This window comes from Mesorhizobium sp. P160927 (genome assembly GCF_057766385.1).
Map to the genome: position 1 here is coordinate 1,730,925 of NZ_JBYMDW010000001.1, position 22,846 is coordinate 1,753,770.

The following is a 22,846-nucleotide window of genomic DNA, read 5'->3' on the forward strand; positions in this document are numbered from 1 at the left end:
GATTTGACGTCCACCGTCGACCCAATCAGCCTTCCACAAAGAACAGCCTCGAACGATACAGAGATTGATCGCGAGGCTCTGGCCCGTCTTTTGATCGAAATCGCCCGGAACGTTGATCCGGACTACCGTGCGCGTCTCGACGGAGTTCCAACCGCCGATCCTCGCATGGAAACTCTGCGCCAGTTGCTGGTCAGCCGCGAAATTTCAGAGCTTTCACGAGTTACGCATCTGCTCGACGAGCCCGAGCAGCTTGCGGCAGCAGTGGGCGACGTGCTTCCCAGTGCGGCCGCACGAGCGCCTCATGCGCAGCTCGGCGAGGCGCTTGCGCCGGCTGTCGAAAGGGCTGTGCAACGGTCGATTCAGAAGAGCCCGCGCACGCTGACGGATATATTATACCCTGTGTTTCTGCCGGCAATTCGCAAGTCGATCGGGGAAAAGATCGATCAGACCTTTCAGTCGCTGAATGAAACCTTAAGGCATATATTTACCTGGCATGGGCTCAAGTGGAGACTTGAATCGTGGAGAACCGGAGCCAGCTTCTCGGAAGTTGTACTTAAGCATTCTCTTGTATATCGTGTTGAACATGTCTTTCTGATTAACAGAACTTCTGGACTTTTGATAGCGCATGTAGCTGCCGACAATGCGACGAGCGAAGATCCTCAACTTATTTCTTCTATGCTGAGTGCAATTCAAGACTTTGTTAAGGACTCATTCAACGAGAAAGAACAAAGCGGCCTTGACACTATTCGTTTTGGCGACCTTCGACTCTGGTCAGAGGTAGGACCGTTTGCGACCCTAGTCTCGGTGATCCGAGGAAACCCCCCAGAAGGATTGCATGAAATAGTTCGCGATGTATTGCTTCGTGTTCATGAGGAATACTCGCAGGCTTTAATGGAGTTTGACGGCGACGGTTCGCAGTTGGCCGGCATAGAGGCGCAGTTGCAGACCTGCGTCGAGCTAAAGCAGGAGGAATCAAACCAGAGATTTCCGTGGCTGGTCGTGGCCCTGGGCCTGCTGCTGATGGTTCTGGCAGGCGGTTGGTTCTTTATTTCATGGCAATCCGGGCAGCGCTGGCAGGCTTATGTGTCGCGACTGGAGAGCGAGCCGGGCATCATCGTTGCCGAACAAAAGATACGCGATGGCCAATACTATATTGCCGGCCTGCGAGACCCGCTTGCCGCCGACCCGCAAGGCCTGTTGTCGGGGACGCAGGTTGATCCTGCCCGGGTCAACTCCCAGTGGCAATTCTATCAAAGCCTTGAACCGGAGTTCGTGCTGAAGCGACTGACGGCGACGCTGGCTCCGCCGGAGTCAGTACGACTTGCCATCGTCGATAGTCGCATCGTTGCCGAGGGTGAGGCTCCCGACACCTGGATCGACCGGGCGCGCGCCGCGGCTCGAGAGCTTTCGGCAGGCGGACCGGAATTCGATATCGCAAGCGTCCGCGATGTAAGCCCCGAAGCACGCGCGGCAGAGCACTGGCAAGCTTACGTGTCGCGACTGGAGAGCGAGCCGGGCATCATCGTGTCCGAACAAAAGATACGCGATGGCCAATTCTATATTGCTGGGCTGCGAGACCCGCTTGCCGCCGCCCCGCAAGCTCTGCTGTCTGGAACGCAGGTTGATCCTGCCCGGGTCCATTCACAGTGGCAATTCTATGAAAGCCTCGAACCGGAGTTCGTGCTGAAGCGACTGACGGCGTCGCTGGCTCCGCCGGGGTCAGTGCGACTTGCCATCGTCGATAATCGCATCGTTGCCGAGGGCGAGGCTCCCGACACCTGGATAGATCGGGCGCGCGCCGCGGCCCGACAGCTTTCGGCGGGCGGACCGGAATTCGACATCTCCAAGGTTCGTGATGTAAGCCCCGAAGCACGCGCGGCGGAGCACTGGCAAGCTTACGTGTCGCGACTGGAGAGCCAGCCGGGTATCATCGTCGCTCAACAAACGACTAGGGGCGGCCAATTCTACATTTCCGGCCTGAGAGACCCGCTTGCCGCCGACCCGCAAGCCCTGCTGTCTGGAACCCAGGTTGACCCTGCCCGTGTTCGTTCGCAGTGGCAATTATATCAAAGCCTTGAACCGGAGTTCGTGTTGAAGCGGCTGACGGCGACGCTGTATCCGCTGAAATCGGTTCGGCTTTCGATCGTCGATAATCGCATCGTTGCCGAGGGTGAGGCTCCCGACACCTGGATAGATCGCGCGCGCGCCGCGGCCCGACAGCTTTCGGTAGGCGGACCGGAATTCGACATCTCCAAGGTTCGTGATGTAACACCCGAAGCACGCGAGGCGGAGCACTGGCAGTATTATGTGGCGCGACTTGAGGCCCAATCGGGAATCATCGTCGCCCAACAAACGATCAGGGGCGGCCAATTCTACATTTCCGGCCTGAGAGACCCGCTTGCCGCCGACCCGCAAGCTCTGCTGTCTGGAACGCAGGTTGATCCTGCGCGCGTTCACTCACAGTGGCAATTCTTTCAGAGCCTCGATCCAAAGTTCGTGGTGAAGCGGCTCACGGCGTCGCTCTCCCCGCCGAAATCGGTTCAGCTTTCGATCATCCAAGGTCGCATCCTAGTCGTGGGGGAGGCTCCTGCGGCCTGGATCAACCGGGCGCAGGCCGCCGCCGAACAGCTTTCGGCGGACGGAGTGGTTCTGGATGTCTCGCAGCTGCGCGAAATGAACCTTGAAGAACTCAACTATTTGAGAGAGGCCATCCAGACGACCGACATTTTCTTCTCTTCCGGCAAAGTTGTGCCCGGGCCAGAGCAACTGCCGGTTCTCGACAGGCTGGCGGATCAGATCAAGGAATTCGCCGAAAATGCCCGCAAGTCAGGCGTCACGGCGCGGTTCATGTTGACCGGGCATTCGGACGCCACGGGCCGTGAAACGGCCAACGCGTCGATCAGTGCAGCCCGCTCCGAGACAGTTCGTGCGCTTCTCAACAAACGCGGTGTCGCGCCGGAACTGCTGCTGGTTCGGGGCGCGGGCACTTTTGAGCCGCTGGTGCCTGAAAACAGTCAAGCCGGGAGCTCCAGCAATCGCCGGGTTTCGATTTCGGTAAACCTGGACTAGTGGAGCCCAAGATGTTGCAAAAAAAGATCTGCATGCTGGGCGGGTTCGCTGTCGGAAAGACGAGTCTGGTTCGCAGGTTTGTGCAAAGCATTTTTTCAGAAACCTACCTGACCACGGTGGGGGTGAAAATTGACAAGAAGAATGTCGCACTCCCGGATAAAACCGTGGATCTGATTTTGTGGGACTTGGCCGGGGAAGACGACATCGGCTCATTCCGCGTCAGCTATGTTCGAGGTGCAACCGGGCTTGTGCTAGTCGTCGATGGAACCCGCGCTGCGACGCTTGCCGTGGCGCTCACGCTGCGCGAACGGGCCGAGGCCGAATTCGGCGCCATGCCGTTCATAGTGCTGATCAACAAATCCGATCTGGCCGATCGGTGGGCAATATCGGATAGAGATATCAACGAACTTAGGCAGCGTGGATGGCAAATCTATCTAACGAGTGCGCTCTCGGGCGAGAATGTCGATGATGCGTTTCGTCAACTTGCTTTGATGGTAACCAAGTAGACCATGCATGGATTGCCGAAAGAAGTTAGCAGTTGGATTTTCAACTTCTTCTACAATGGGAACTCCGTCGCGTATCTAAAAATCGACACTCAGCTTTGCGTGGCTGCCAAGGGCGGTAATGTTGAGCATTACGGGCTCTCATCGCTTCGCATTGGCGAGCCTGTTGCCGAGCAGCTTGAATTCATGGAAGGTTTGCTGCCTTGCCCGGAGCTTCCATTTCACATTGCCATGGTCGAACTGCCCGGAGGGCGTGTCGCCGACCTTCATTTTTTTGCCGATAATGCCTGCGTGTGGCTGCTCTTTCTTGACGCCACCGCCGAACGCGACAATAGGCAGCGGCTTCAACAAAAGGCTTATGAAATGACCCTCCTGCAAGAGAGGGAGCGTCAACTCAACGAGAAATTACAAGCGACGAACGAGGCGTTGAGGAAGAGCCAGGAGGGATTGGCGCGTGAATACCATCGCGCCGAAACCCTGCTCCTCAACATTCTTCCGGCGTCAATCGCGGAGCGGTTAAAGGCGCACAAAAAAATTGCTGACAACCACGCAGAAGTGAGCGTGCTTTTTGCCGACATAGTCGGTTTTACAGAACGAGCGCGGAGCGTCGGAGCCGTAACGACGCTGGCAATTTTAAATTACTTCTTCAAGGCGGCGGATCGGCTCTCGGAACGATACGGGTGCGAGAAGATCAAGACAATCGGCGATTGTGTGATGGTGGTCGCCGGCCTGCCCACGGCGCGACCCGATCATGCAAAGGCACTTGCGCGCTATGCACTTGAGCTGCGGAAGGCGGTTAAGCGCGAACGCTTTTCAGGAGAACCGCTGAGACTGAGAATTGGAATTCACTCAGGCCCAATCGTCGCGGGCGTAATAGGCAAGAGACGGTTCGCCTATGACCTGTGGGGCGAGACGGTTAATCTCGCCTCGCGTATTCAAACGTCCGCGGAGCCCGATGAAATCCGTATTTCAGATGCAACTCGCCAAATGCTTGGACCAAATTTTTCTTGCGACCCACTCGAGGAAACGGAATTGCGTGGTACAGGTCGTGTGCGAATGTGGCGGCTCCCGGCCTGATTTGCCGCGCAACAGTGCCGATCCTGAAGCCAACGCATCTCAGTTGCCACGCGAAGCTTTGCCCCTGGCCTTCATTGTCCACATTGCAAATGCCAGCAATGCAGTCTGCGGGGTCTATTGGGCGACTTGGGACACGGCTGACATCAGCTCCTGCGGGTTTGGCGCCCCAAACATGTACCGCCCACCCTCTGGGACCTCCGTGAAGCTCCAGCGGACGATCCCTTGCCGGTCCAGTAGGAACTGACCAATGAGTTGTCCGTGTCCCGTCGCCATCATCTGCTCGTCGGCTTCGGTCACTTCATAATTGTCCCTCTTGTTGAGGATTTCGGTGGCGGCAAAAGGATCCATGGGGCGGGGCAACTCGCTTGGCATGTCGACCAGCATATCCTTTGCCGCTGCGATCGAGACCTTGTACGGCCAGTTCGTCTCGTTTTGGGTGAATTCGAGATTGGGCAGTCCAAAAGCACGATGTGAAGCGCGTTCAGGATCTGATGCCGCGAGCAGATTCGGCATCGGGTGGTAGCGGAAATAGAGACGCGCCCGCTCGATCGGCGTGTTGACCACCGTCAGGCTCTCCACGCCCTTTTCGCGCAGCTCCGGATCAAGCCGCGCCTGAGCGGCGATATGGCGCCGGCAAAACGCACAATGCAGACCTCGAAACAGACCGACCAGCACCGGTTTTTGTCCGCGAAAGTCGTCTAGCGCGATCTTGCCATCCTGGGTAATGGCGTCGAGCACCAAGTTCGGCGCACGGTCGCCCGGTTGAAGCGGTATCAAGTCACTACGCGCGGACATTTCCAACCTCCAACCCGGCTAATCGAGAAAGGGCAGCACCACAAGCGCTTCCGGATCGAGCCCGTGCTGGGCGCATATACCCTGCGCCAAGGAAAAGTAGCGTTCGGCCTCGGCAAGATTGTCGAAGTCGAGATTAAGCGTTGCCAGACCATCATAGCACGGAAACAGCAGTTGGGGCTCGCCCGTTTCGCGGGCCACCTCCAGTGCTTCGTGGAACAAGCCAACGGCCAGTTCCGGACGGCCGTTGCACTGGTGGATCTGCCCAAGCACAATCAACGGCACCGGCAGGTGCTCTCGCTGGTCGAGTGCCCGGTCGATCTCGATGGCTTTCTCGGCGGCAGGCACGCCCTCTGTTGGACAACGATCCGTGAAAGTACAACATGCAACCGCCAGATTGGCGAGAAGGCGCGCCTGGAAGCCCAAATCACCAATATGGCGAGCGACTTCAAGACCGCGTCGACAGACTTCCATCGCCTGTGCCGGATCGATGGTCGTGTAAAGCACACCGAGATTGGTGTAGCCGCGACAGGCGGCGCCCAGCAGACCGGCGGCTTCGGCCAGTTCAATGCTATGCTCGACTTGACGCACGGCTTCACGGTTTCGCCCAAGGCGAGCCAGCGCGACAGCCTTCGTATTGAGTGCCTCGGCGGTTACGAGAGTGGCACCGCGCCCCACCTCGGAGACATGCTCTGTTGTCAGAGTGCGTACACAATCCAACGCAGCGTCTGCCCATTTTGCCGCGAGAGCGTGATCTCCGCTACGGAACGCCTGTCGGCCACGTTCTTGCCAGAGATGCGCCTGCTCGACCGGAGCATCCGCTCCATCGAGGAGCGCCGCGGCCTCAGCGTAGCGGGATTCTGCTTTGTCCCGCTTGCCGACGTCCCAGAGCAGCCGACCGATCTTACGCAAAACTCGCGCCGACGCTACACGATCGGCCGACTCGCTGTATGCCTGCAACGCCGCCTCGTAATGGTGGTGCGCGATCTCGCGGCGGCCCGCCGAGCCGCTCAAATCGGCAATGGCCTCGGCAATTGTCAGTTTGAGCGGTGTTTGCCCGGTCGCCTCCAGCGCAGTCAGTGCTCGCTCGTAGAAACGAAGGGCGTCGTCGTTGGCGTATATCGTGCGAGCTCGATCGCCGGCCGCTTGCAGGTAATGCGCGCCCTTCTCCCGCTCCGCGCTCTGTGCGAAGTGGTGACCAAGCACGGTTAAATCCTCGAGCCGTTCCGGATTATCGCCGCACAGTCGCTCCAAGGCAGCACCTATGCGCCCGTGGATTTCGGTCCGCCGTTGCCGGAGCAGATTCTGGTAGATCACGTCCTGCAGCAAGGTTTGCGTAAAGCGGTAGCTTTGCGACGAGACAGAGCCTGATCCGGCAACTTCCTCGATGATTTCCGCATCGCAAAGCAGTTCGCAGCCGGCCTCTAGCCGGGCGGGGTCGGCTGTCACGGTCCTCAGAAGGGTGGCATCGAAGCGCGGGCCGATTACCGCGGCTTCCTGGGCCAACCGGCGCACCTCTTGTGGCAGCCGGTCGAAGCGAGCAAGCAACATTGCCTGGACGGTGGCGGGAATGTCGGTTGCGAATTCGCCTGCCACAGTCCGCCATCGCTGGCCCTCGCGCATCAGTACACCGCGATCGATAAGGCCGCGAACGATCTCCTCTACAAAAAGAGGGTTACCGCCCGCTCGGTCGAGGATCTGATCGACGAGCCCTGCTGCGGAGTTTACCCAGCTCTCACCGAAAAGAGCCGCCAGCAGGCTGTGTCCTTCATCGCTGTTGAGCGGCGAAAGCCTGAGCGCCGTGTGACTGACCCGACTTGAGTCGAGCTGGCCGCTCTCCGGCGCCGAGCGATGCGTGACCAGCACCATCAACCGCGAGCGTTCCAACCTGTCCATCACGAAACGTAGTGCCTCGAGCGAAACGGCGTCGGCCCAGTGAAGGTCTTCGACGACAATCAACAGCGGCGACAACGCAAGCCGCCGTTCGATGATGGTGCGGACCGCGTAGAGAATTTGGCGCCGTAACTGCTCGGGTTCTACATGCTGCAAGGTGGCATCGGGGTCGCCAAGGCCAAGGACATGGTAGAGCAAAGGCATCAGCCGCTTCGCCTCCTCGCCCTGCAGGCCAAGATCGGCAAGCAAGCCTGCGAGCTTCCCCCGCATATGGTCCCCATTGTCGTTTTGCATCATCCCGGCAGCACTGCGCACCACTGCACCCAAGGCGCCAAATGATTGTTCGCCCAGCGGTGAGCACGTGGCTTGTCGCACCGCGACGGTGCGAAATCGATCCTCGTCGCCGACACGGGCGGTGAACTCCTTCACCAGCCGCGATTTCCCGATACCGGCTTCTCCGACGAGGCGGACGAGTTGGGCCGAGCCGCCGCACGCCTGGTCAAGGCTCGCCAGCATTCTATTGAGCTCCGCAGCACGACCTATCATCGGCGCGCTGAGGCCGAGCGCCTCGAGCCCACGCGCTGCACGCGGCGCGGCAAGCGGTGCATCCAAACGATGGACGAGCACACTGCCAGCCTTGCCGCGAAGCACGACATCACCCATCGACTCGTAAGAGAAGGCATGCCGGGTCAGCCTGTGGGTGAGTTCACCTACCAGCACTTCACTCGGTGCGGCCAGCGATTGCAGGCGTTGCGCTGTATTCACCGTATCCCCCGTCACCGAATAGGATTTGGCGGTGCCGATGCCTAATCGTCCAGTAACGACGGGGCCAGTGTTTATGCCGACATGAAGTAATAGAGGCGAGCCGGAGTGGGAGGTGCTTTCACCCAGCCGCGCCGTCCGGGCGATCATGTCGAGAGCGGCGCGAAGCGCACGTTCCGGATCGTCCTCATGCGCGACCGGCGCACCGAACAAAGCGAGCAGTGCATCGCCGATGAATTTGTCGACGAAACCACCAAAGTTTCGCACCGCCGCCGTCAATTCCTTGAATAGTTCGTTCTGCAGCGATTGCATGACCTCGGGGTCGAGCTGCTCGCTCAGTGTCGTGAAGCCGCAAAGGTCGGCAAAGAGGACGGTTACCGTCCGGCGATCGGCGTCAGAGATGGGCTGCAGCCCTTCGTCGCTATCGATGTTGGTAAGCAGTGACGGAGTTTGGGAAGGCGACACAATGGTTCGGCTTGGTGTCGGAGCAAGCCGTTCGACGGCTTTTGCGGGTGCGCCGACGGTTGCCCCACACTTCGGACAGAACTCGAAATCAGGTGCGCATCTATAACCGCAACTGGCGCATGGCACGGGCTGGCGCTTGCCGCACCTTGGACAGAAAGCGTAACCGCCCTCAACCTCGAAACCGCAGCCTGAGCAGTCCATCGGGCCAGACCTCACTAGGGGCTGTGACGGCGTGATCTCCCTACGCAACTTCACGGCCAAGGTATTCACAAGCATGAACCCATAGCCGTCGGCGGGCAAGCGGCAGTGCAACTGCGCATCGGGCGATCGGCTGGGGCCCGTGGCAGCGGGCGGCCAAATCGGTTCTGGGTGGCTGTCGGTTGCGAAAGTTCCCTCTTGGTTCGGTCTTCCTGCTATCGTGAAGATGAGGAGACGGACCCTTGAGCGAGAATCGTAAGCTAGCCGCAATTCTAGCTGCGGATGTGGTCGGATATAGCCGGCTCGCGAGCGCGGATGAAGATCGTACATTGGCGAGGTTGCGGGCACTGCGCAGCGACCTGATCGATCCCATCATCGCAGTGCACCACGGCCGGGTGATCAAGCGCACTGGCGATGGGGCGCTGGTTGAGTTCCGCAGTGTGGTGGATGCCGTTCGCTGCGCTATAGAGGTTCAGGATGGTATGGTTGAGCGCAATGCCGGCGTGCCGCAGGACCGCCGTATCGAGTTCAGGATCGGCATTCATCTGGGAGATGTGGTCGAAGAAAGCGACGGCGACCTGATGGGCGACGGCGTCAACATCGCCTCGCGTTTGGAGGGGCTCGCGACGCCCGGCGCCATCTGCCTGTCCGAGGATGCCTATCGCCAGGTCAAGGCGAGGCTCGACCTCTCGGTCAGCGATCTCGGCAGCACACAACTCAAGAACATTGCCGAGCCTATCCGAGTCTATTCGCTACAAGTTGGCAGCGCCGGGACCAAGGCGGCCGCGGGCCCGGAAGTCGAGACGAGCCGGCCGGTTACGCCAGTGCCGCCGAAGCTGTCGATCGCCGTGCTGCCGTTCGCGAACATGAGCGGTGACGCCGAACAGGACTACTTCGCCGACGGCATCTCCGAAGACATCATCACGGCCCTGTCCAAGCTGTCGCAGCTCTTCGTCATCGCTCGCAATTCGTCGTTCACCTTCAAGGGCCAGAACGTCCGTGTGCAGGAGGTGGGCACGAAACTCGGCGTGCGGTATGTCCTTGAGGGTAGCGTACGCAAGTCGGGCAACCGGGTGCGCATCACCGCGCAGCTCATCGACGCGACCTCGGGCGGCCATCTTTGGGCGGAGCGGTTTGATCGCGACCTGACCGACATATTCGCCGTGCAGGATGACGTGACGCAACAGATTGTCGGCGCGCTGGCGCTTAGTCTGGATGCGGGTGATCGGCAGCGGCTAGCGCCCGAGTACCCGCGCAACACGGAGGCGTATGACTATTTCCTGCGGGGCAGGGAGCTGTGGCACCGGCTTAGGAGGGAGACGAACGTCGCGGCGCGCGACCTCTTGCAACGCGCCATCGAACTGGACCCGAAGTTTGCCTCTGCCCACGCATTCCTGGCCCTTACGCACGGCCTCGATTACCTGAACCGGTGGAGTGCGTCGCCTCCGGAATCGATGGCGCAAGCCGAAGAAGCCGCGACGCTTGCGGTAACGCTAGATGGCAACGATCCCTGGGCGCACTGGGCGCTGGCTATTGCCAGGCTGTACACACGACGACACGATGGGGCCATCGACGAGGCCGAGCGCGCGCTAGTCCTCAATCCGAACTTCGCCGAAGCGCACGTCGTCCTCGGCGAGGCGCTGTACTATTCGGGCAGATCCGAAGACGCCCTCGAGAGTTTTGCCCGGGCGAAGATCTTGAATCCATATTTTCCGGATGTGCTTCTGCACTTTCAGGCTTTGGCCTTGTTTCAACTAGGAAGGTACGAAGAGGCCGCTGACCTCTTGATGCAACGGCTGGCTCGCAACGCCGTTACCGACGTCTCGCGGGCGCTTCTGGCCGCCAGCTACGGCCATCTGGGCCGTTTCGCCGAGGCCCGGGCCGCATGGCAGGAGGTGCTTCGCGTCAATCCCGACTATTCGCTGGAATACCGTCGCAAAGTCCTGCCCTACAAGAACCCTGCGGATTTCGAACTCGTGGAGGAGGGGCTCCGCAAGGCCGGTATAGTGCAATGACAGGTGAGGCCATTCGGCCGGATCAGAGGCTGTAGGCTTGGCCGATCTTGCGCCATCGCGCATTTTCACGAACCAGTCTCAGGTTGTCGGTGGCCTCGGCGAGCGTCCGCGAACGGTATTGCCGGAGCAGGTCCGCGAAGAGCGCCCCTTCGGGGTGGTCGGCAAGCTGCTCGCGGACCGAGACCTTTTCATCGATGACCCGGGTGCCCCAGGCATTTTCCCTTACCTGCAGCTCCGCAGCCAGATCACGCTCTTCCGGTGCGGTTTCGTCCAACGCAGCCAGGAGGATCGAGTGGAAAAGCGCTACATAGCCAATCTGTCTCAGGCCACCGACAACCCGCACCCGGGGCAATATGGCAAGAACGAGGAACGTCAGGAACAAGTCCGGCAGCAAAACGCCGTCCAGCAGCGCCTGCCTGAGATGTGGCCGCTCGAACGGGATGGAAAGACCATGCGGCTTGTCAGGCTCGATCAGCTGCCCGTTCTCTAGAACGAGCTTGCGTACGCGCTGCTCGCGGATGCCCCAGAAATAGTCCGTGGCATTGGGCAGGAATCTGCCGAATGGGCCCGATGCGGCCTCTTGCAAGGCATTTTCGAGACGCAGGCGTCTTGCGGGTTCGATGAGCAGCCTGGAAAGAAGACCGCCGTCATATTGTAGATGCCGCGCCATGGCAGCCGCGGCGAGCCGATCATCGGTGAAAACCGGCAGTGCCATGCCGGAACGATCCCAAGTGGCGACCAGATCCTCGTTAAGCGCTGTTATGGCATCGGCGGCGGTTCCAAAGACCGTATCCTGGCTGGCAAGCAGTGTACCTAGCCAGCGGTCGGCATCCGTTTCATCGCCCACCGCTCCGAGCGCGCGCTTGTTAAGGGAGACGGGACCGGCCGCGCATGCGCTTTTGCGGCACAGCTTGTGGCGCCCCATGCCAAACAGGTTGATCTTGTCGTCCCCGACATCGAGCCATCCAGGCCCCTCCCGGCCAATTGTCTCCATGGTCATAGTCGTTCCCATGAAGCCGACGAAGGCTGACAGCCCGTTTTCGAACGCGCCGAGCCAGGCAAGCAGGAGGGCATCGAAGGTGATCCGGTCCATCAGAAGCAGGCAGTGCAGACCGGACTGAATCACCGGTCTGTTCTCGAACTCGTCGAGGGCCTTGCCGATCTCTTCGGGCTCCATAGTTACACCGAGGCGCTGATGCAGGACTTCGCGCAGGATCGAGCGGGCAGCGATCGCCGGGCCCGATGCAGGCCTTGCCACCGGCCGCCACAGATGGCGGGCGTAGTCGGAAACCGGAGCATTCCAGTTTTGCTCGATGTCACGCACGACTTCCGGGCAGAGCAGCGACAGCACGGCCAGAATTTCCACCGGAGGCGCCGGGGTTGGATCAAAAACGCCTGTCATCATTTTCGTCTACCCGCTTGCGGGGCAAACGCCAAGTGAGAGTGGATCCGGCACGAATTGTCTACCTCAACCCCATGGACTGGTCGCGAGGTGAAGCATTGAGCCTCGGATTGCGTGTTGTCGCTGTCCCGGCACTCCGAGGATACCTGCTGTCGGCCGCCCTCGTGTCGCCTGCAGCGTTGGTCGAAGGTACGCCGTCAGACCAAGAAAGCCGCCGCCGGACCTCAGTCTCGCGCACGAAACCCGCTTCGGGGGAGGGTCGCCTGAATCTGAGATGGAATGACTTTTCATTGGGCCTTGAGGGGTTAAAAATTGCGATCTGATCATGGGGTTGCCTTCAACCACAGGAACTTGCCATGGCTGAGCCTCGTCGCCAGTGCAGTTAGTGTCAGCCGCTTCTTGACCTGTTTGCATAATGTGATTTCTGAATCTGAGGCTCTGCGTGACATTGGAGGGCTTCTCAGGCGGGCAGAGGCTCTCTGCTGCCATGACACAGGAACAGATCGCTGATCTGGCAGGGATCTCGCGCCCTCGCTATCGCGACATCGAAACCGGAGCCGCTGCGGCACGTGCGACAACGCTCATGAATATTGCTCGCGCGCTCGGTCTGGAAATGATGTTTGTTCCGCAAGCTGGGTTCCAGCCGTGCAGACCCTGCTGCGCCCGCATGATGAAGACGATCCACTCGCTGGATGTACGATGGCGAGACCAAGGCCGGCGCGTGAGTCGGCTGAACACCTAAGGCAAAACAGCGGATCTTAGAACCGCAGCCGGGCCATGCTCAGGAGGTCGCGGTACTGCCCGTCGGTAAAACCGGCCTTCACATGCCGGCCTTCGACCTTGAAATCGTGGCTGGTGTAGAGATGGATGGCCGGTTCGTTGTCGACATAAACGCTCAATTCGACCCGCTTCAGGGCGCGCCAGTTGTCGGCCACGTCAAGCAGTGCGCCAAGGATGGCAGAGCCGAAACCCTTGCCGACAAAGTCATCGTCTAGGCCGATATTGATCTCGCCGATATGCGAACGGCGCGGCGAGCTTTGCACGACCAGGCTGCCATGGCCGACAACCTTGCCGTCCAATTCGGCGACGATCCAGGTGGTTTCCTGGCCGGACTTGGCGATGCGCCGCTCAACCTGATCCACCGTCTCGAAGGGCATCCTGAACGTGCCCCAGCGGAAGCCCGGCATGTTGAAGATAGCGCAAAGCGCCTCCGCATCGCTTGGCCGGACGGCCCGGAGCTGCGGCTGGATCTTCTCGGATGGCGAGGTCGTGCTGGTCATGGCGTTCCCGGCGAAGGCAATCGGCCCGGCACGATGCACCGAACGTCACCTGAAAATCCAGCCGTCTCTGCAGCCCTATGCTGCCGTTTGCGAACCAAAATACCGGGAGGCGGTGTAGAGTTTGAAGGCGCCGCTGATGCCGATCCAGCCGAAAAGGGCGAGCCAGCCCAAGGTAGCAGCCGCCGTCCACTGGATCCGGTGCACAGCGCCGTCGGTGATAACGAGGCCAAGGATGGAAAGCAGGCCGACCAGAAACTGCGCTAGGCCTAGCACCAGCAATTCTTCGCGCGGCGCGCTTTTCCAGATGAGATAGGTGCCGCCAGCGCCGGCGAGGAAGATGGCGCTGTAGACCTGCGCGTGGAAAGGATCGACGGTCCATGGCCAGGTGCTGCTGACCATCAGGGGAAACAGCAACATGCCCAAACCATAGAGCCCAAGGATCGCCGTTTCCGCCAACATGTAGCTGCGCCATGCCGGGCTTGTGGTCACGCCATTTGCTGACGGACGGCCCCTGGCCCGCCACAGGAACAACCCGGATACTGCGACCGACCCAAGGTAGACCAGAAACCACAGCCAGGTCGCTTTTCGCTCGAGGTTGAAATAGCCGAGATTGATCAACGAAACCCCCGACACTATGAGGGTGAAGATGAAGGCCATGACCAGCACGAGCCTGCCCGGCGACCAGCGATTCCAGAACAAGAGCGCCGCCATCACTGCCATTTCGGCGGTGTAGAAGCCGCCGAGAAAGCGGGCACTGAACGGCGTGACGGGCCAGGGCCAGCGCGGCTTGACCAGCGCAGGCGCGAAAAACAGGCCGGCGCCGACGATCAGAACGATTATGACCCCTGCCGAGAAAAGCCGTAGCGCCGCGGGAAATGGCGGGTTGTCGGATGTCGGCACGGGAGAAAGCCCCATAGATGAATTCGCCATGCACCATCATAGTGCCGCTTGCGGTCGGTGAAAATCCGCCGAATACAAATTGAGCTGTCATCAGATCTATCCATTCGAATGGCCGTTCGATCCCTTTCGACGTAAGATGGAGTGCGCGGACCGAAGACCGGTCCGGCCAACACGCCTCGAGGCGCATTTTCCGGAGCCTGCACGATGACCGAAGCTCAGGATCTGTTCTCACTTCTGCGGCAATCGACCGATGTCGATCCGCAGGCAATCGACGCGATCCGGCAAACCATCGCCGAGGGCAAGGACCGCGAGCTTTGCCGCATCAATGCGCTGGCCTTCGCCAGCAAGAATGGCCTCGACGAGGAACGCGCCATCAGCGCCTTTCTGCATGCAGCGCGGGTGGGCATCTTCGACATCTCCTGGAATGTTCTGTGCCCCGGCTGCGGCGGCGTGCTCGACACCAACGCCACGCTGAAAACCATGCAGAAGGACGAATATACTTGCGCGCTGTGCTCCGAGGGCTATTCGCCAACCCTCGACGAGATGGTCGAGGTAACATTCACCGTCAGTCCACGCATACGCAAGATTGCCGCCCACACTCCACATGAACTGCCGTTGGTGGAATATCTCCGCCAGATCTACTTGGCGTCCGGCGCCGATCTGCCGGAAGAGGATTTGGCGGAGAAGATGGAAGCGTTCTCGCTGGAGGATATCGAGCTTGCGCCCGGTGAAAAGGCGGTGCTGCCCATACAGCTTCCGTCTGAATTCGTCATCGTGTTCGAGCCGGTCACGCATTCAGCGCAGTTCATCGACGTTAAGGGCGAACCAACAAGGGAGCGCCGAAGCCTCTCCTTGGTTTTCGACCGCGACCATGTCCAAAACCAGACGTTGAAGATGCAACCAGGCCCTTTGCGCATTTCCCTGGAAAACAGGACCGACACCCGCGTGCTGCCGACGGTCTTCATCGCCGGTCACGCATTGCATGATTTCCTGGGCAAGCGCCGGCCCTTCCTGACCGCCAAGCGCCTGCTCACCAACCAGACGTTTCGTGATCTCTATCGCACGGACACGCTCGACATCAACCAGCGCCTGAAGATCACCAGCCTGACCTTCCTCTTCACCGACCTGCGCGGATCGACCGAGCTTTACGAGCGGGTAGGCGACCTTTCAGCCTTCGATCTGGTGCGCGAGCATTTCCAAGTGCTGCACGAGATCGTCTCGGCGGAGGCGGGCGCGGTAGTCAAGACGATCGGTGATGCGGTGATGGCGACCTTCGCGACGCCTGATCGTGCGGTTGCCGCGGCCCTCAGGATGCGCGATGCCATGCGTGGGCTCAATGGAAAAAGCGGGCGCGAGGACCTGCTGCTCAAGATCGGAGTCCATGCCGGCCCTTGCATCGCCGTGTCCATGAACGAGCGGCAGGACTATTTTGGCCAGACGGTCAACATTGCTTCACGGGTCCAGAACCTGGCCAACGCACAGGCGATCTTCGCCACCCGTGCGGTGGTCGACGACAATCTCACCGCCGATCTGTTGCGCAGGAACGCGCTGACGCCCGTGCCTCACGAAGTCTCGCTGCGCGGCATTGAGCGGGAGATCGCGGTGTATACAATCCCGTGACGAATTTCAGAGCAATTTCAGGACAAGCGTGAAACGGTTTTCCGGGAAAAGCGCGTAACGCTTTCGCTTGGCAAATGCGTTAAAAACAAAGAGCTGGAGCAGCATTTCCGTGAAGCGCGCTTACGGCCGCTCACAAGCGCTTGCAGAGGAAATAACGATCGGCGGGCTCCGACGTCGGCGCTGCAAGGCGTTGCAGCAGCGGGTGGTCGAGCGGCGTGCCACTGACAGCGAAGCCGCCAACGCGAAGCAGGCTGGCGATCAAATCGGGAAGCCATGTGGCGGTCACTGCATCGCGGTCATCATAGCCGGTGCCGATGTCGGCATGAACAAGGGCGGCGTCGATGCCAATGAACTTGCGTCCCGTTTCGCGTATTTCGCCGAGCACGAGGTTTTCAGCTTCGGGAATTGAGCTGGCGTGTGCGCCGACTTCGCGGTCGAACACCACGATCCGGCGCCCGGGCAGGCGTTCGCGCAAATGGTGGAACGTACGGCCATTGCCGAGGCCGAGCTCGAGCACCAACCCTTCCATCTTCGCCACCTCGGGGCAGACGTAATCGAGAATGTCACGCTGTGCGGTCATCCTGCTGATGAAATTCTCGAGACGACTCATATGCTTTTGTGTGTCCTGAACCAGATAAAGAAATCGGTAATGCCCGCGATTAAACTCCGATCACGCCTCGCCGCATATAGAGGCCGACGATGGACACTGCAACCACCAAACAGGCTGCCAACGAGGGTCGTACCGGGTGGACTTGGCGGCCCGGCGGGCGTCGGAATAGGCGATGTCATTTGTATGGGTCTGCGGCGTCCCGCAAGCCGTCGCCGAGGAAGTTGAATGCCAAGATGACGAGAACAACGGGCAACATCGGCAAAAGCAGCCATGGATAGAACGCGATCACGCTGACGCTGCGCGCCTCGGTCAGCAGGATACCCCAGCTGGTTGTCGGTGGCCTCAGGCCCAGCCCCAGGAAGCTCAGTGCCGTCTCGCCCAGGATCATGCCGGGTATGGAGATCGTCGCCGTCGCGATCAGATGCGACATGAAGCCGGGAATGAGGTGCCGCCCGATGATGCGCCTGCTCGTGGCGCCCATCAATTGCGCGGCCAGAACATAATCCTCCTCGCGCAAGGCCAGAAGCTTTGAACGCACGGCCCGCGCCAGTCCGGTCCAGTGGATCAGCCCGAGGATGACGGTGATGCCGAAATAGATCAGGATTGGACTCCAGGTTATCGGCATGATCGCGGCCAGAGCCATCCATAGCGGAATGCTGGGAATCGATTGCAGAACTTCGATTATCCGTTGAACAATCAGGTCGAAGATGCCGCCATGATAGCCGGCCAGTCCGCCGATGACGATGCCGAGCAGGAAGCTGAAACTGATGCCGATGAGGCCGATTGTCAGTGAAATGCGTGCGCCATAGATGATGCGAGAGAGCACATCGCGCCCCAGCCTGTCGGTGCCGGCCAGAAAGAGCTGGCCGTTTTCGGCAGGGCAGACGAAATGCGTGTCGCCTTCGACCAGGCCCCAGAACCGGTAACTGTCGCCCTTGCAGAAGAAACGAATACGCTGAACGTCATCGTGCTTCTCGCTGTAGTTCCGCTTGAGTGTGTCCATATCCAGCGTCATCTGGCGGCCATAGACGAACGGCCCAACGAACTGCCCGTCGTGGAACAGGTGCACCCGCTGCGGCGGCGAATAGATGTAGTCCATGTTGCGCGTGTGCAGATTGTAGGGCGCCAGGAACTCGCAGATCAGTATCCCGAAATAGAGTGCCGCAAGGAATATTCCGGACACAAGGGCAAGCCGGTGCATCCGGAATTTCCACCACATCAGCCGCAACTGCGACGCCTGAAACACCTTCGACTGCTCCGACGTCATCGCTTCGACCGACTGCAGGTCAAAGGGGGCGATGGAAACGTAGTGTTGCAGTGGAGCACCCGGAGCGGGCAGCGGCGATTGCGTGTTCATTTGGTGCTGCCGCCCTGTAGACGAATTCGCGGATCAAGTAGCGCCAGCGCCAGGTCGGAAATCAGGACGCCGATGACCGTGAGGAAGGCGAGGAACATCAGGAACGACCCTGCCAGATACATATCCTGGCTTTGCAGTGCTCTGATCAGCATTGGCCCGGTCGTTTCCAAAGACAGCACGATCGCGGTGATTTCGGCGCCGGAGATGATGGCCGGCAGGATAGAGCCGATGTCGGAAACGAAGAAATTGAGCGCCATGCGCAGCGGATATTTGACCAGCGCTTTGAAGGGATGAAGGCCTTTGGCGCGCGCGGTCACGACATATTGCTTGTGCAGTTCATCGAGCAGATTGGCGCGCAGCCGCCGGATCATGCTTGCCGTGCCCCCGGTGCCGATGATCAAGACCGGGATCCAGAGATGGGCGAGGATCGACTTGGCCTTGGCCCAGCTCATCGGCTCGCTGAGATATTGCGGGTCCATGAGATGGCCGACGGACGTGCCGAACCAGATATTGGCGAAATACATCAGGATCAGCGCCAGCATGAAATTCGGAATGGCAAGGCCGAGAAGGCCGAAGAGAGTAAGCCCATAGTCCCCCCAGCTGTATTGATGTGTGGCGGAATACATGCCGATCGGAAAGGCGATGAGCCAGGTGAAGATGATCGTGACGAAGGAAACCAGCACGGTCAGCCACATTCGGTCGCCGATGACGTCGCGAACCGGCAGCTCATACTCGAAGGAATAGCCGAAATCGCCATGCAGCATTCCTCCGACCCAGTAGAAGTAGCGAATGACCGGCGGCTTGTCGAAACCATATTCCTTCCGCATCATCTCGATGCGATCGGAATCCACCGCCTCGCCCTGAGCCCGAAGCTCGGAAACGTAGCTATCGAAATAGTCGCCTGGGGGAAGTTCGATGATAGTGAACACCAGCGCCGATATGATCAGCAGGGTTGGAACCATCACGGCGATGCGCCAGACAATATATCGAAGCACGCTCAGGACTCTCCAAGCCAGAATGTATCCAGCATATAGACACCGAAATAGGCGGTCGGGTCATAGCCGTAGAGTGCCTTGTCAGGCAGATTGCGCAGCCGCGAGGATACAAGTACCGGCTGATGCGTTCCATTCACAGTGCCGATCGAAAACACCTGATCGGTGTAAATCGACAGCATCGAATTCCAGATTTCGGCGCGCTCGGTGGCTCCGGTCGATGCGTTCCACCGCTTGAGCAAAGCCATCAACTCGACCACCTCAGGAAGATCGGGCGCCTCTCCCATCGTGCCATTAGACAAATAGTGAGCACCCCAGAGCGGCCATTGGAGCTGGTCGTCGATGGTGGGGGCCAACTGGTTCGGGTTCATGTCGGCGGTCGGCACGCCATTGTCGATGCCCGACCACATCGACATCATTATCTGTCCGCCAAGTGCGCGGCTGCGGAAGATGTCGCGCTGTGAAGTTCGGATGAACAAAGCAATGCCGATCTTGCGCCAGTGATCGGTGATGAGTTCGAGCGCGTCGGTTTCCAGTGTGCTTTCGCCGGCCGTTTCCACGATGATTTGCGCCGAGCGTCCGTCGGGAAGTATCCGCAGCCCGTCATCGTCACGCGTCTTAAGCCCGACCTCGTCGAGCAGGGCATTGGCCTGGTCGGGATCATGGGCGATCCAAGCTTTCGCGAATTCCGGCCGATAGAGAGGGCTCTCCGGCAGCACCGTATCGGCACTTTCCTGCGCCAACCCGTAGAACACGGCCAAATTGATCTCGCGCCTGTCCACAGCGAGCGAAAGTGCGCGGCGCACGCGCACGTCACGAAAAAGGCCGCGCCACACCTTGTCGGCGCAATTCAGATTGGGCAACAGCGCCAGCCGCGAACCCTGTGTGCGTTTCCAAAGGTGCATCTTCACCGGGTAACGCTTTTCGGCATCCTTCAGGAAGGAGTAATCGCTGAAGTCAATTCCCATGCATTGCAAGTCGCTCTCGCCCGCACCGGTCTTGGCGGAAATGATCGCCGAGGAGCTGACATTCATAACGATCCGGTCGACATAGGGCAGTTGCCTGCCATTTTCGTCTGTTCGATGAAAGAAAGGGTTCCGCTCGAAGACGAACTGCTCGGCCGGCGGCTTGGTGCGGTTCTGCCAGGGATCGAGCGTCGGCAACTCCGGATTCTCCGGGCGGTATTGCCGCGACATGCGGATATGAAGGAGCGTCCATTTCTGGGCCCGGTTCTCCTTCATCAGGCCGGCGAGCCGGAATGGATCCTGGTACTTCTTGTGGAACTGCTTGAGATAGGCGGCCGGCAGGACAAGCGATAGCGGCGAAGCGGCAGCGAGCTTAGGCAGGAAGTCGGGATTGGGCGCATCCCAACTATAGCGGACCGTCAACGGATCGACGATCTCGAAACGTGGCGACTTGCCGTCCGCCATCAGGGCGGGGGCGAGCCCGCCTTGCGACAGCTCATCGTTCAGCCAGACATCTTCCCAGCAATAGCGAAAATCCTCCGACGTCAGCAGGCTACCGTCGGACCATTTATGCCCTTCCCGTATCTTGAACGTGAAGACCCGATCATCCGCAACGTCGAAGCGCTCGAGAATGTCGGGTTGCAAATTGAGCTTTTCATCATACCCGACTAGGCGAGAATACCCATAAATCGTCATCAGCCGAATATCTTTCTGGCTGCCGATGATCGTGCGCAGCGTGCCGCCATATTGGCCGGGCTGCCGGCCCATCGCAGCGAGATTTATCGCGCGCGGGTTCTTGGGCAAGCGTTCGGCGAGGGCCGGCAGTGCCCTGGCCTTCAACAGCGGCTGAAGAAATTCCGGCTCCAGATCGCCAGCGCGCACCGTGCCCGGCAGAAATGCCGAAGCCATGAGCCCAAGGACGGTGCGCCGGCTGATCAAGGGCGTAACTCGCTGACATTGGCCGAACGTCGGGCCAGCACGAGGTGGCCGCCGCCAAGATCGAGCGGCGACAGCACATCCTCGTTGCCCTCGTCACGGAATTGCGGTCCCCATGCGCTGCTGTCGGAAGCGCCGCTGAGCTTCAGCGTCTTGAAATCCATCGGCCTGTCGAGATCGGGGAAAGGTACTGCGGCGACCAGCGAGCGCGTGTAGGGGTGGATCGGTTTCCTGAGCAGAATTTCGCGCGGCGCCAGCTCGACGATACGCCCGCCGCACATCACCGCGATGCGATCCGCCATATAGTCCACCACAGCCAGGTTGTGGGATATGAACAGGTAGGTCAGGCCCAGTTCCTTCTGCAGGTCCTTGAGGAGGTTTAGGATCTGCGCCTGGACAGAGACGTCGAGCGCCGAAACCGGCTCGTCGCAGATCAGGAGTTCGGGTCCCAGGGCCAGCGCGCGCGCGATGCCGATACGCTGACGCTGCCCGCCGGAGAAACTGTGCGGATACCGCTTGATGAAGCGCGGATCGAGCCCGATTGCCTGCATCAGGCTCTTGACCGTGGCGAGCCGAGACGCGGCATTGCCACGTTGATGGATTTCCAGCGGTTCGCTCAGGATGTTTTCCACCGTCATGCGAGGTGAAAGCGACGAAACCGGATCCTGAAAAACCATCTGGATCTTCGCGCGCAGCAGGCGCAGGGCCTCTCTCTCGCCTTCCAAGACGTCGATCGGTCCATCGCGGCCATTGAAGATCACAGAGCCGCCGCTGGGGGTGACAGCCCGCATGAGGATCTTGCTGACAGTGGTTTTGCCGCAGCCGCTTTCGCCGACCAGACCCAGGCACTCGCCCCGCCTGATATCGAAGCTCACGCCGTCCACGGCGCGAATAGAGGTTTGCTGATTCGCGCCGAACCATCCGGACTTGCGGGTGGTGTAGACCTTTTCCAGATCCCTGACCGAGAGCAGGATGTCGTCCGCCCCTTTCGATCCCGGCGCCGTCTGCTTGCCGAGCAGGTTCTCGACATTCACCGGCACCTCGCGAAGCGCCTTTAGCCGTTCGCCAGGTTTCAGGTCGAAATGCGGAACAGCTGCCATCAGGCCCTTCAGGTAAGGGTGACCTGGCCGGCGGAATATCGCCTCGACAGGTCCCGCTTCCATGATCTCGCCATGGTAGATGACGACCACCTCGTCGGCGACATTGGCGACCACGCCGAGATCGTGGGTGATCAGCAGCATCGCCATATTCAGCTTGCTCTGCAGCTCGCGCAGCAATTGCAAGATTTGCGCCTGGATGGTGACGTCCAACGCAGTCGTCGGTTCGTCGGCGATCAACAGGGCGGGCCGGCAGATAAGCGCCATGGCGATCATGGCGCGCTGACGCAATCCTCCTGAAAGTTCAAAAGGATACATGTCATAGGCGCGCTTGGGATTAGGAAAGCCGACGAGGCCGAGCATTTCCTCGGTCCGCGCTTTGCGCTCTGCCCGAGCCATGGGCGTATGAATCTGCAAGGATTCGCTGACCTGGTTGCCGATCGTGTGCAGCGGCGACAGCGATGTCATCGGCTCCTGAAAGATCTTGCCGATGCGGCTGCCTCTCAGCGCCCGGATCTCGGGTCCATCGCGCGGCATTTGCAGGATATCCTGCGTCGTGCCGGGCTTTTCAGGATCCGAAAACAGGATACGGCCGCGAACATGGGCTGTCTTCGGCAAAATGCCCATCACTGCCTGGCTGAGAACCGATTTCCCGGAACCGGACTCGCCCACAAGCGCGGTCACCTTGCCGGGCAGGACGCGAAGATTTGCGCGCCTGACGGCATGCAACGGTCCCCCGATGATGGCAAAAGAGATGCCAACATCCTCGATCCGCAGTAGATCAACGCCCGAATTCATTTTCACCCCAGCCCTACTGCTGCCGACCCTGCCGGGCGGCAGACCCAGAAAGCGAGACTAGCGCATTGCCAGCCTAGAGCAACTTGGATTCGAAACGGGCGCCAGTGGCGCTATC

15 protein-coding genes and 1 pseudogene are annotated in these 22,846 nt (G+C 60.0%); 6 read left to right on the forward strand and 10 right to left on the reverse strand.

Going from position 1 to position 22,846, the window contains the following annotated elements:
* Positions 1–3 precede the first annotated feature (3 nt).
* From AC3CB8_RS08500 to AC3CB8_RS08510, 3 genes are read left to right on the forward strand one after another with little or no spacing between them, the layout of a single operon-like run.
* Positions 4–3,069: an OmpA family protein gene (locus AC3CB8_RS08500; protein ID WP_352566327.1), complete on the forward strand. Its 3,066-nt coding sequence runs from the start codon at positions 4–6 to the stop codon at positions 3,067–3,069.
* 11 nt (positions 3,070–3,080) lie between these two features.
* A complete protein-coding gene (locus AC3CB8_RS08505; protein ID WP_023795357.1) occupies positions 3,081–3,575 on the forward strand; it encodes a Rab family GTPase in 495 nt (164 codons plus the stop codon).
* 3 nt (positions 3,576–3,578) lie between these two features.
* The gene (locus tag AC3CB8_RS08510) at positions 3,579–4,649 is read left to right on the forward strand and encodes an adenylate/guanylate cyclase domain-containing protein (protein WP_023770958.1); all 1,071 of its coding nucleotides are present in this window, start codon (positions 3,579–3,581) and stop codon (positions 4,647–4,649) included.
* Between the two features lie 114 nt (positions 4,650–4,763).
* Here the strand turns inward: AC3CB8_RS08510 and AC3CB8_RS08515 are convergent, their stop codons facing one another.
* Both AC3CB8_RS08515 and AC3CB8_RS08520 read right to left on the reverse strand, forming a co-directional pair.
* Positions 4,764–5,444, reverse strand: coding sequence for a redoxin domain-containing protein (locus AC3CB8_RS08515; RefSeq protein ID WP_023770957.1), 681 nt, complete (start codon positions 5,442–5,444; stop codon positions 4,764–4,766).
* A gap of 18 nt (positions 5,445–5,462) precedes the next feature.
* Positions 5,463–8,762, reverse strand: coding sequence for an adenylate/guanylate cyclase domain-containing protein (locus AC3CB8_RS08520; protein WP_352595205.1), 3,300 nt, complete (start codon positions 8,760–8,762; stop codon positions 5,463–5,465).
* A 239-nt stretch (positions 8,763–9,001) separates the two neighbouring features.
* Between AC3CB8_RS08520 and AC3CB8_RS08525 the strand changes: the two genes are divergently transcribed.
* A complete protein-coding gene (locus AC3CB8_RS08525; protein ID WP_352566324.1) occupies positions 9,002–10,774 on the forward strand; it encodes an adenylate/guanylate cyclase domain-containing protein in 1,773 nt (590 codons plus the stop codon).
* Between the two features lie 22 nt (positions 10,775–10,796).
* Here AC3CB8_RS08525 and AC3CB8_RS08530 read toward each other — a convergent pair whose 3' ends face one another.
* On the reverse strand, positions 10,797–12,179 hold the full coding sequence (locus tag AC3CB8_RS08530; RefSeq protein ID WP_352594972.1) for a hypothetical protein: 1,383 nt from the start codon (positions 12,177–12,179) through the stop codon (positions 10,797–10,799).
* Positions 12,180–12,593: 414 nt separating this feature from the next.
* On the opposite strand from AC3CB8_RS08530, the pseudogene AC3CB8_RS08535 reads away from it, so the two are divergent.
* A pseudogene (locus AC3CB8_RS08535) lies at positions 12,594–12,938 on the forward strand (helix-turn-helix domain-containing protein).
* Here the strand turns inward: AC3CB8_RS08535 and AC3CB8_RS08540 are convergent.
* Positions 12,935–13,456 (reverse strand): GNAT family N-acetyltransferase, encoded by a 522-nt coding sequence (locus AC3CB8_RS08540; protein WP_023782156.1) that lies wholly within the window; start codon positions 13,454–13,456, stop codon positions 12,935–12,937. The pseudogene AC3CB8_RS08535 and the gene AC3CB8_RS08540 sit on opposite strands and share 4 nt — an antisense overlap.
* Positions 13,457–13,531: 75 nt before the next feature.
* Positions 13,532–14,386, reverse strand: coding sequence for a hypothetical protein (locus AC3CB8_RS08545; RefSeq protein ID WP_352566320.1), 855 nt, complete (start codon positions 14,384–14,386; stop codon positions 13,532–13,534).
* Between the two features lie 174 nt (positions 14,387–14,560).
* Here AC3CB8_RS08545 and AC3CB8_RS08550 point away from each other — a divergent pair, with 174 nt between their 5' ends.
* Positions 14,561–15,976 (forward strand): adenylate/guanylate cyclase domain-containing protein, encoded by a 1,416-nt coding sequence (locus AC3CB8_RS08550; RefSeq protein ID WP_352566318.1) that lies wholly within the window; start codon positions 14,561–14,563, stop codon positions 15,974–15,976.
* Positions 15,977–16,106: 130 nt separating this feature from the next.
* On the opposite strand, the gene AC3CB8_RS08555 is transcribed toward AC3CB8_RS08550, so the two are convergent.
* From AC3CB8_RS08555 to AC3CB8_RS08575, 5 genes are all read right to left on the reverse strand, one after another.
* The gene (locus AC3CB8_RS08555) at positions 16,107–16,586 is read right to left on the reverse strand and encodes a class I SAM-dependent methyltransferase (RefSeq protein ID WP_023770952.1); all 480 of its coding nucleotides are present in this window, start codon (positions 16,584–16,586) and stop codon (positions 16,107–16,109) included.
* 175 nt (positions 16,587–16,761) lie between these two features.
* Positions 16,762–17,943, reverse strand: coding sequence for an ABC transporter permease (locus AC3CB8_RS08560; RefSeq protein ID WP_352566316.1), 1,182 nt, complete (start codon positions 17,941–17,943; stop codon positions 16,762–16,764).
* Entirely contained in the window at positions 17,940–18,938 is a 999-nt protein-coding gene (locus AC3CB8_RS08565; RefSeq protein WP_023770950.1) for an ABC transporter permease, read from the reverse strand. Before AC3CB8_RS08565 ends, AC3CB8_RS08560 begins: the two co-directional genes overlap by 4 nt.
* Positions 18,939–18,940: 2 nt before the next feature.
* Entirely contained in the window at positions 18,941–20,839 is a 1,899-nt protein-coding gene (locus tag AC3CB8_RS08570) for an ABC transporter substrate-binding protein (RefSeq protein WP_023782153.1), read from the reverse strand.
* A complete protein-coding gene (locus AC3CB8_RS08575; protein ID WP_352566313.1) occupies positions 20,836–22,731 on the reverse strand; it encodes an ABC transporter ATP-binding protein in 1,896 nt (631 codons plus the stop codon). The genes AC3CB8_RS08570 and AC3CB8_RS08575 overlap by 4 nt, the downstream gene beginning before the upstream one ends.
* Positions 22,732–22,846: the final 115 nt, after the last annotated feature.

Bases quoted from the DNA above. Each gene is read 5' to 3' on its own strand.
- AC3CB8_RS08550 (WP_352566318.1), top strand. From the start codon at position 14,561: ATGACCGAAGCTCAGGATCTGTTCTCACTTCTGCGGCAATCGACCGAT.
- AC3CB8_RS08555 (WP_023770952.1), bottom strand. From the start codon at position 16,586: ATGAGTCGTCTCGAGAATTTCATCAGCAGGATGACCGCACAGCGTGAC.
- AC3CB8_RS08560 (WP_352566316.1), bottom strand. From the start codon at position 17,943: ATGAACACGCAATCGCCGCTGCCCGCTCCGGGTGCTCCACTGCAACAC.
- AC3CB8_RS08545 (WP_352566320.1), bottom strand. From the start codon at position 14,386: ATGGCGAATTCATCTATGGGGCTTTCTCCCGTGCCGACATCCGACAAC.
- AC3CB8_RS08540 (WP_023782156.1), bottom strand. From the start codon at position 13,456: ATGACCAGCACGACCTCGCCATCCGAGAAGATCCAGCCGCAGCTCCGG.
- AC3CB8_RS08515 (WP_023770957.1), bottom strand. From the start codon at position 5,444: ATGTCCGCGCGTAGTGACTTGATACCGCTTCAACCGGGCGACCGTGCG.
- AC3CB8_RS08510 (WP_023770958.1), top strand. From the start codon at position 3,579: ATGCATGGATTGCCGAAAGAAGTTAGCAGTTGGATTTTCAACTTCTTC.
- AC3CB8_RS08530 (WP_352594972.1), bottom strand. From the start codon at position 12,179: ATGATGACAGGCGTTTTTGATCCAACCCCGGCGCCTCCGGTGGAAATT.
- AC3CB8_RS08505 (WP_023795357.1), top strand. From the start codon at position 3,081: ATGTTGCAAAAAAAGATCTGCATGCTGGGCGGGTTCGCTGTCGGAAAG.
- AC3CB8_RS08575 (WP_352566313.1), bottom strand. From the start codon at position 22,731: ATGAATTCGGGCGTTGATCTACTGCGGATCGAGGATGTTGGCATCTCT.
- AC3CB8_RS08520 (WP_352595205.1), bottom strand. From the start codon at position 8,762: ATGGACTGCTCAGGCTGCGGTTTCGAGGTTGAGGGCGGTTACGCTTTC.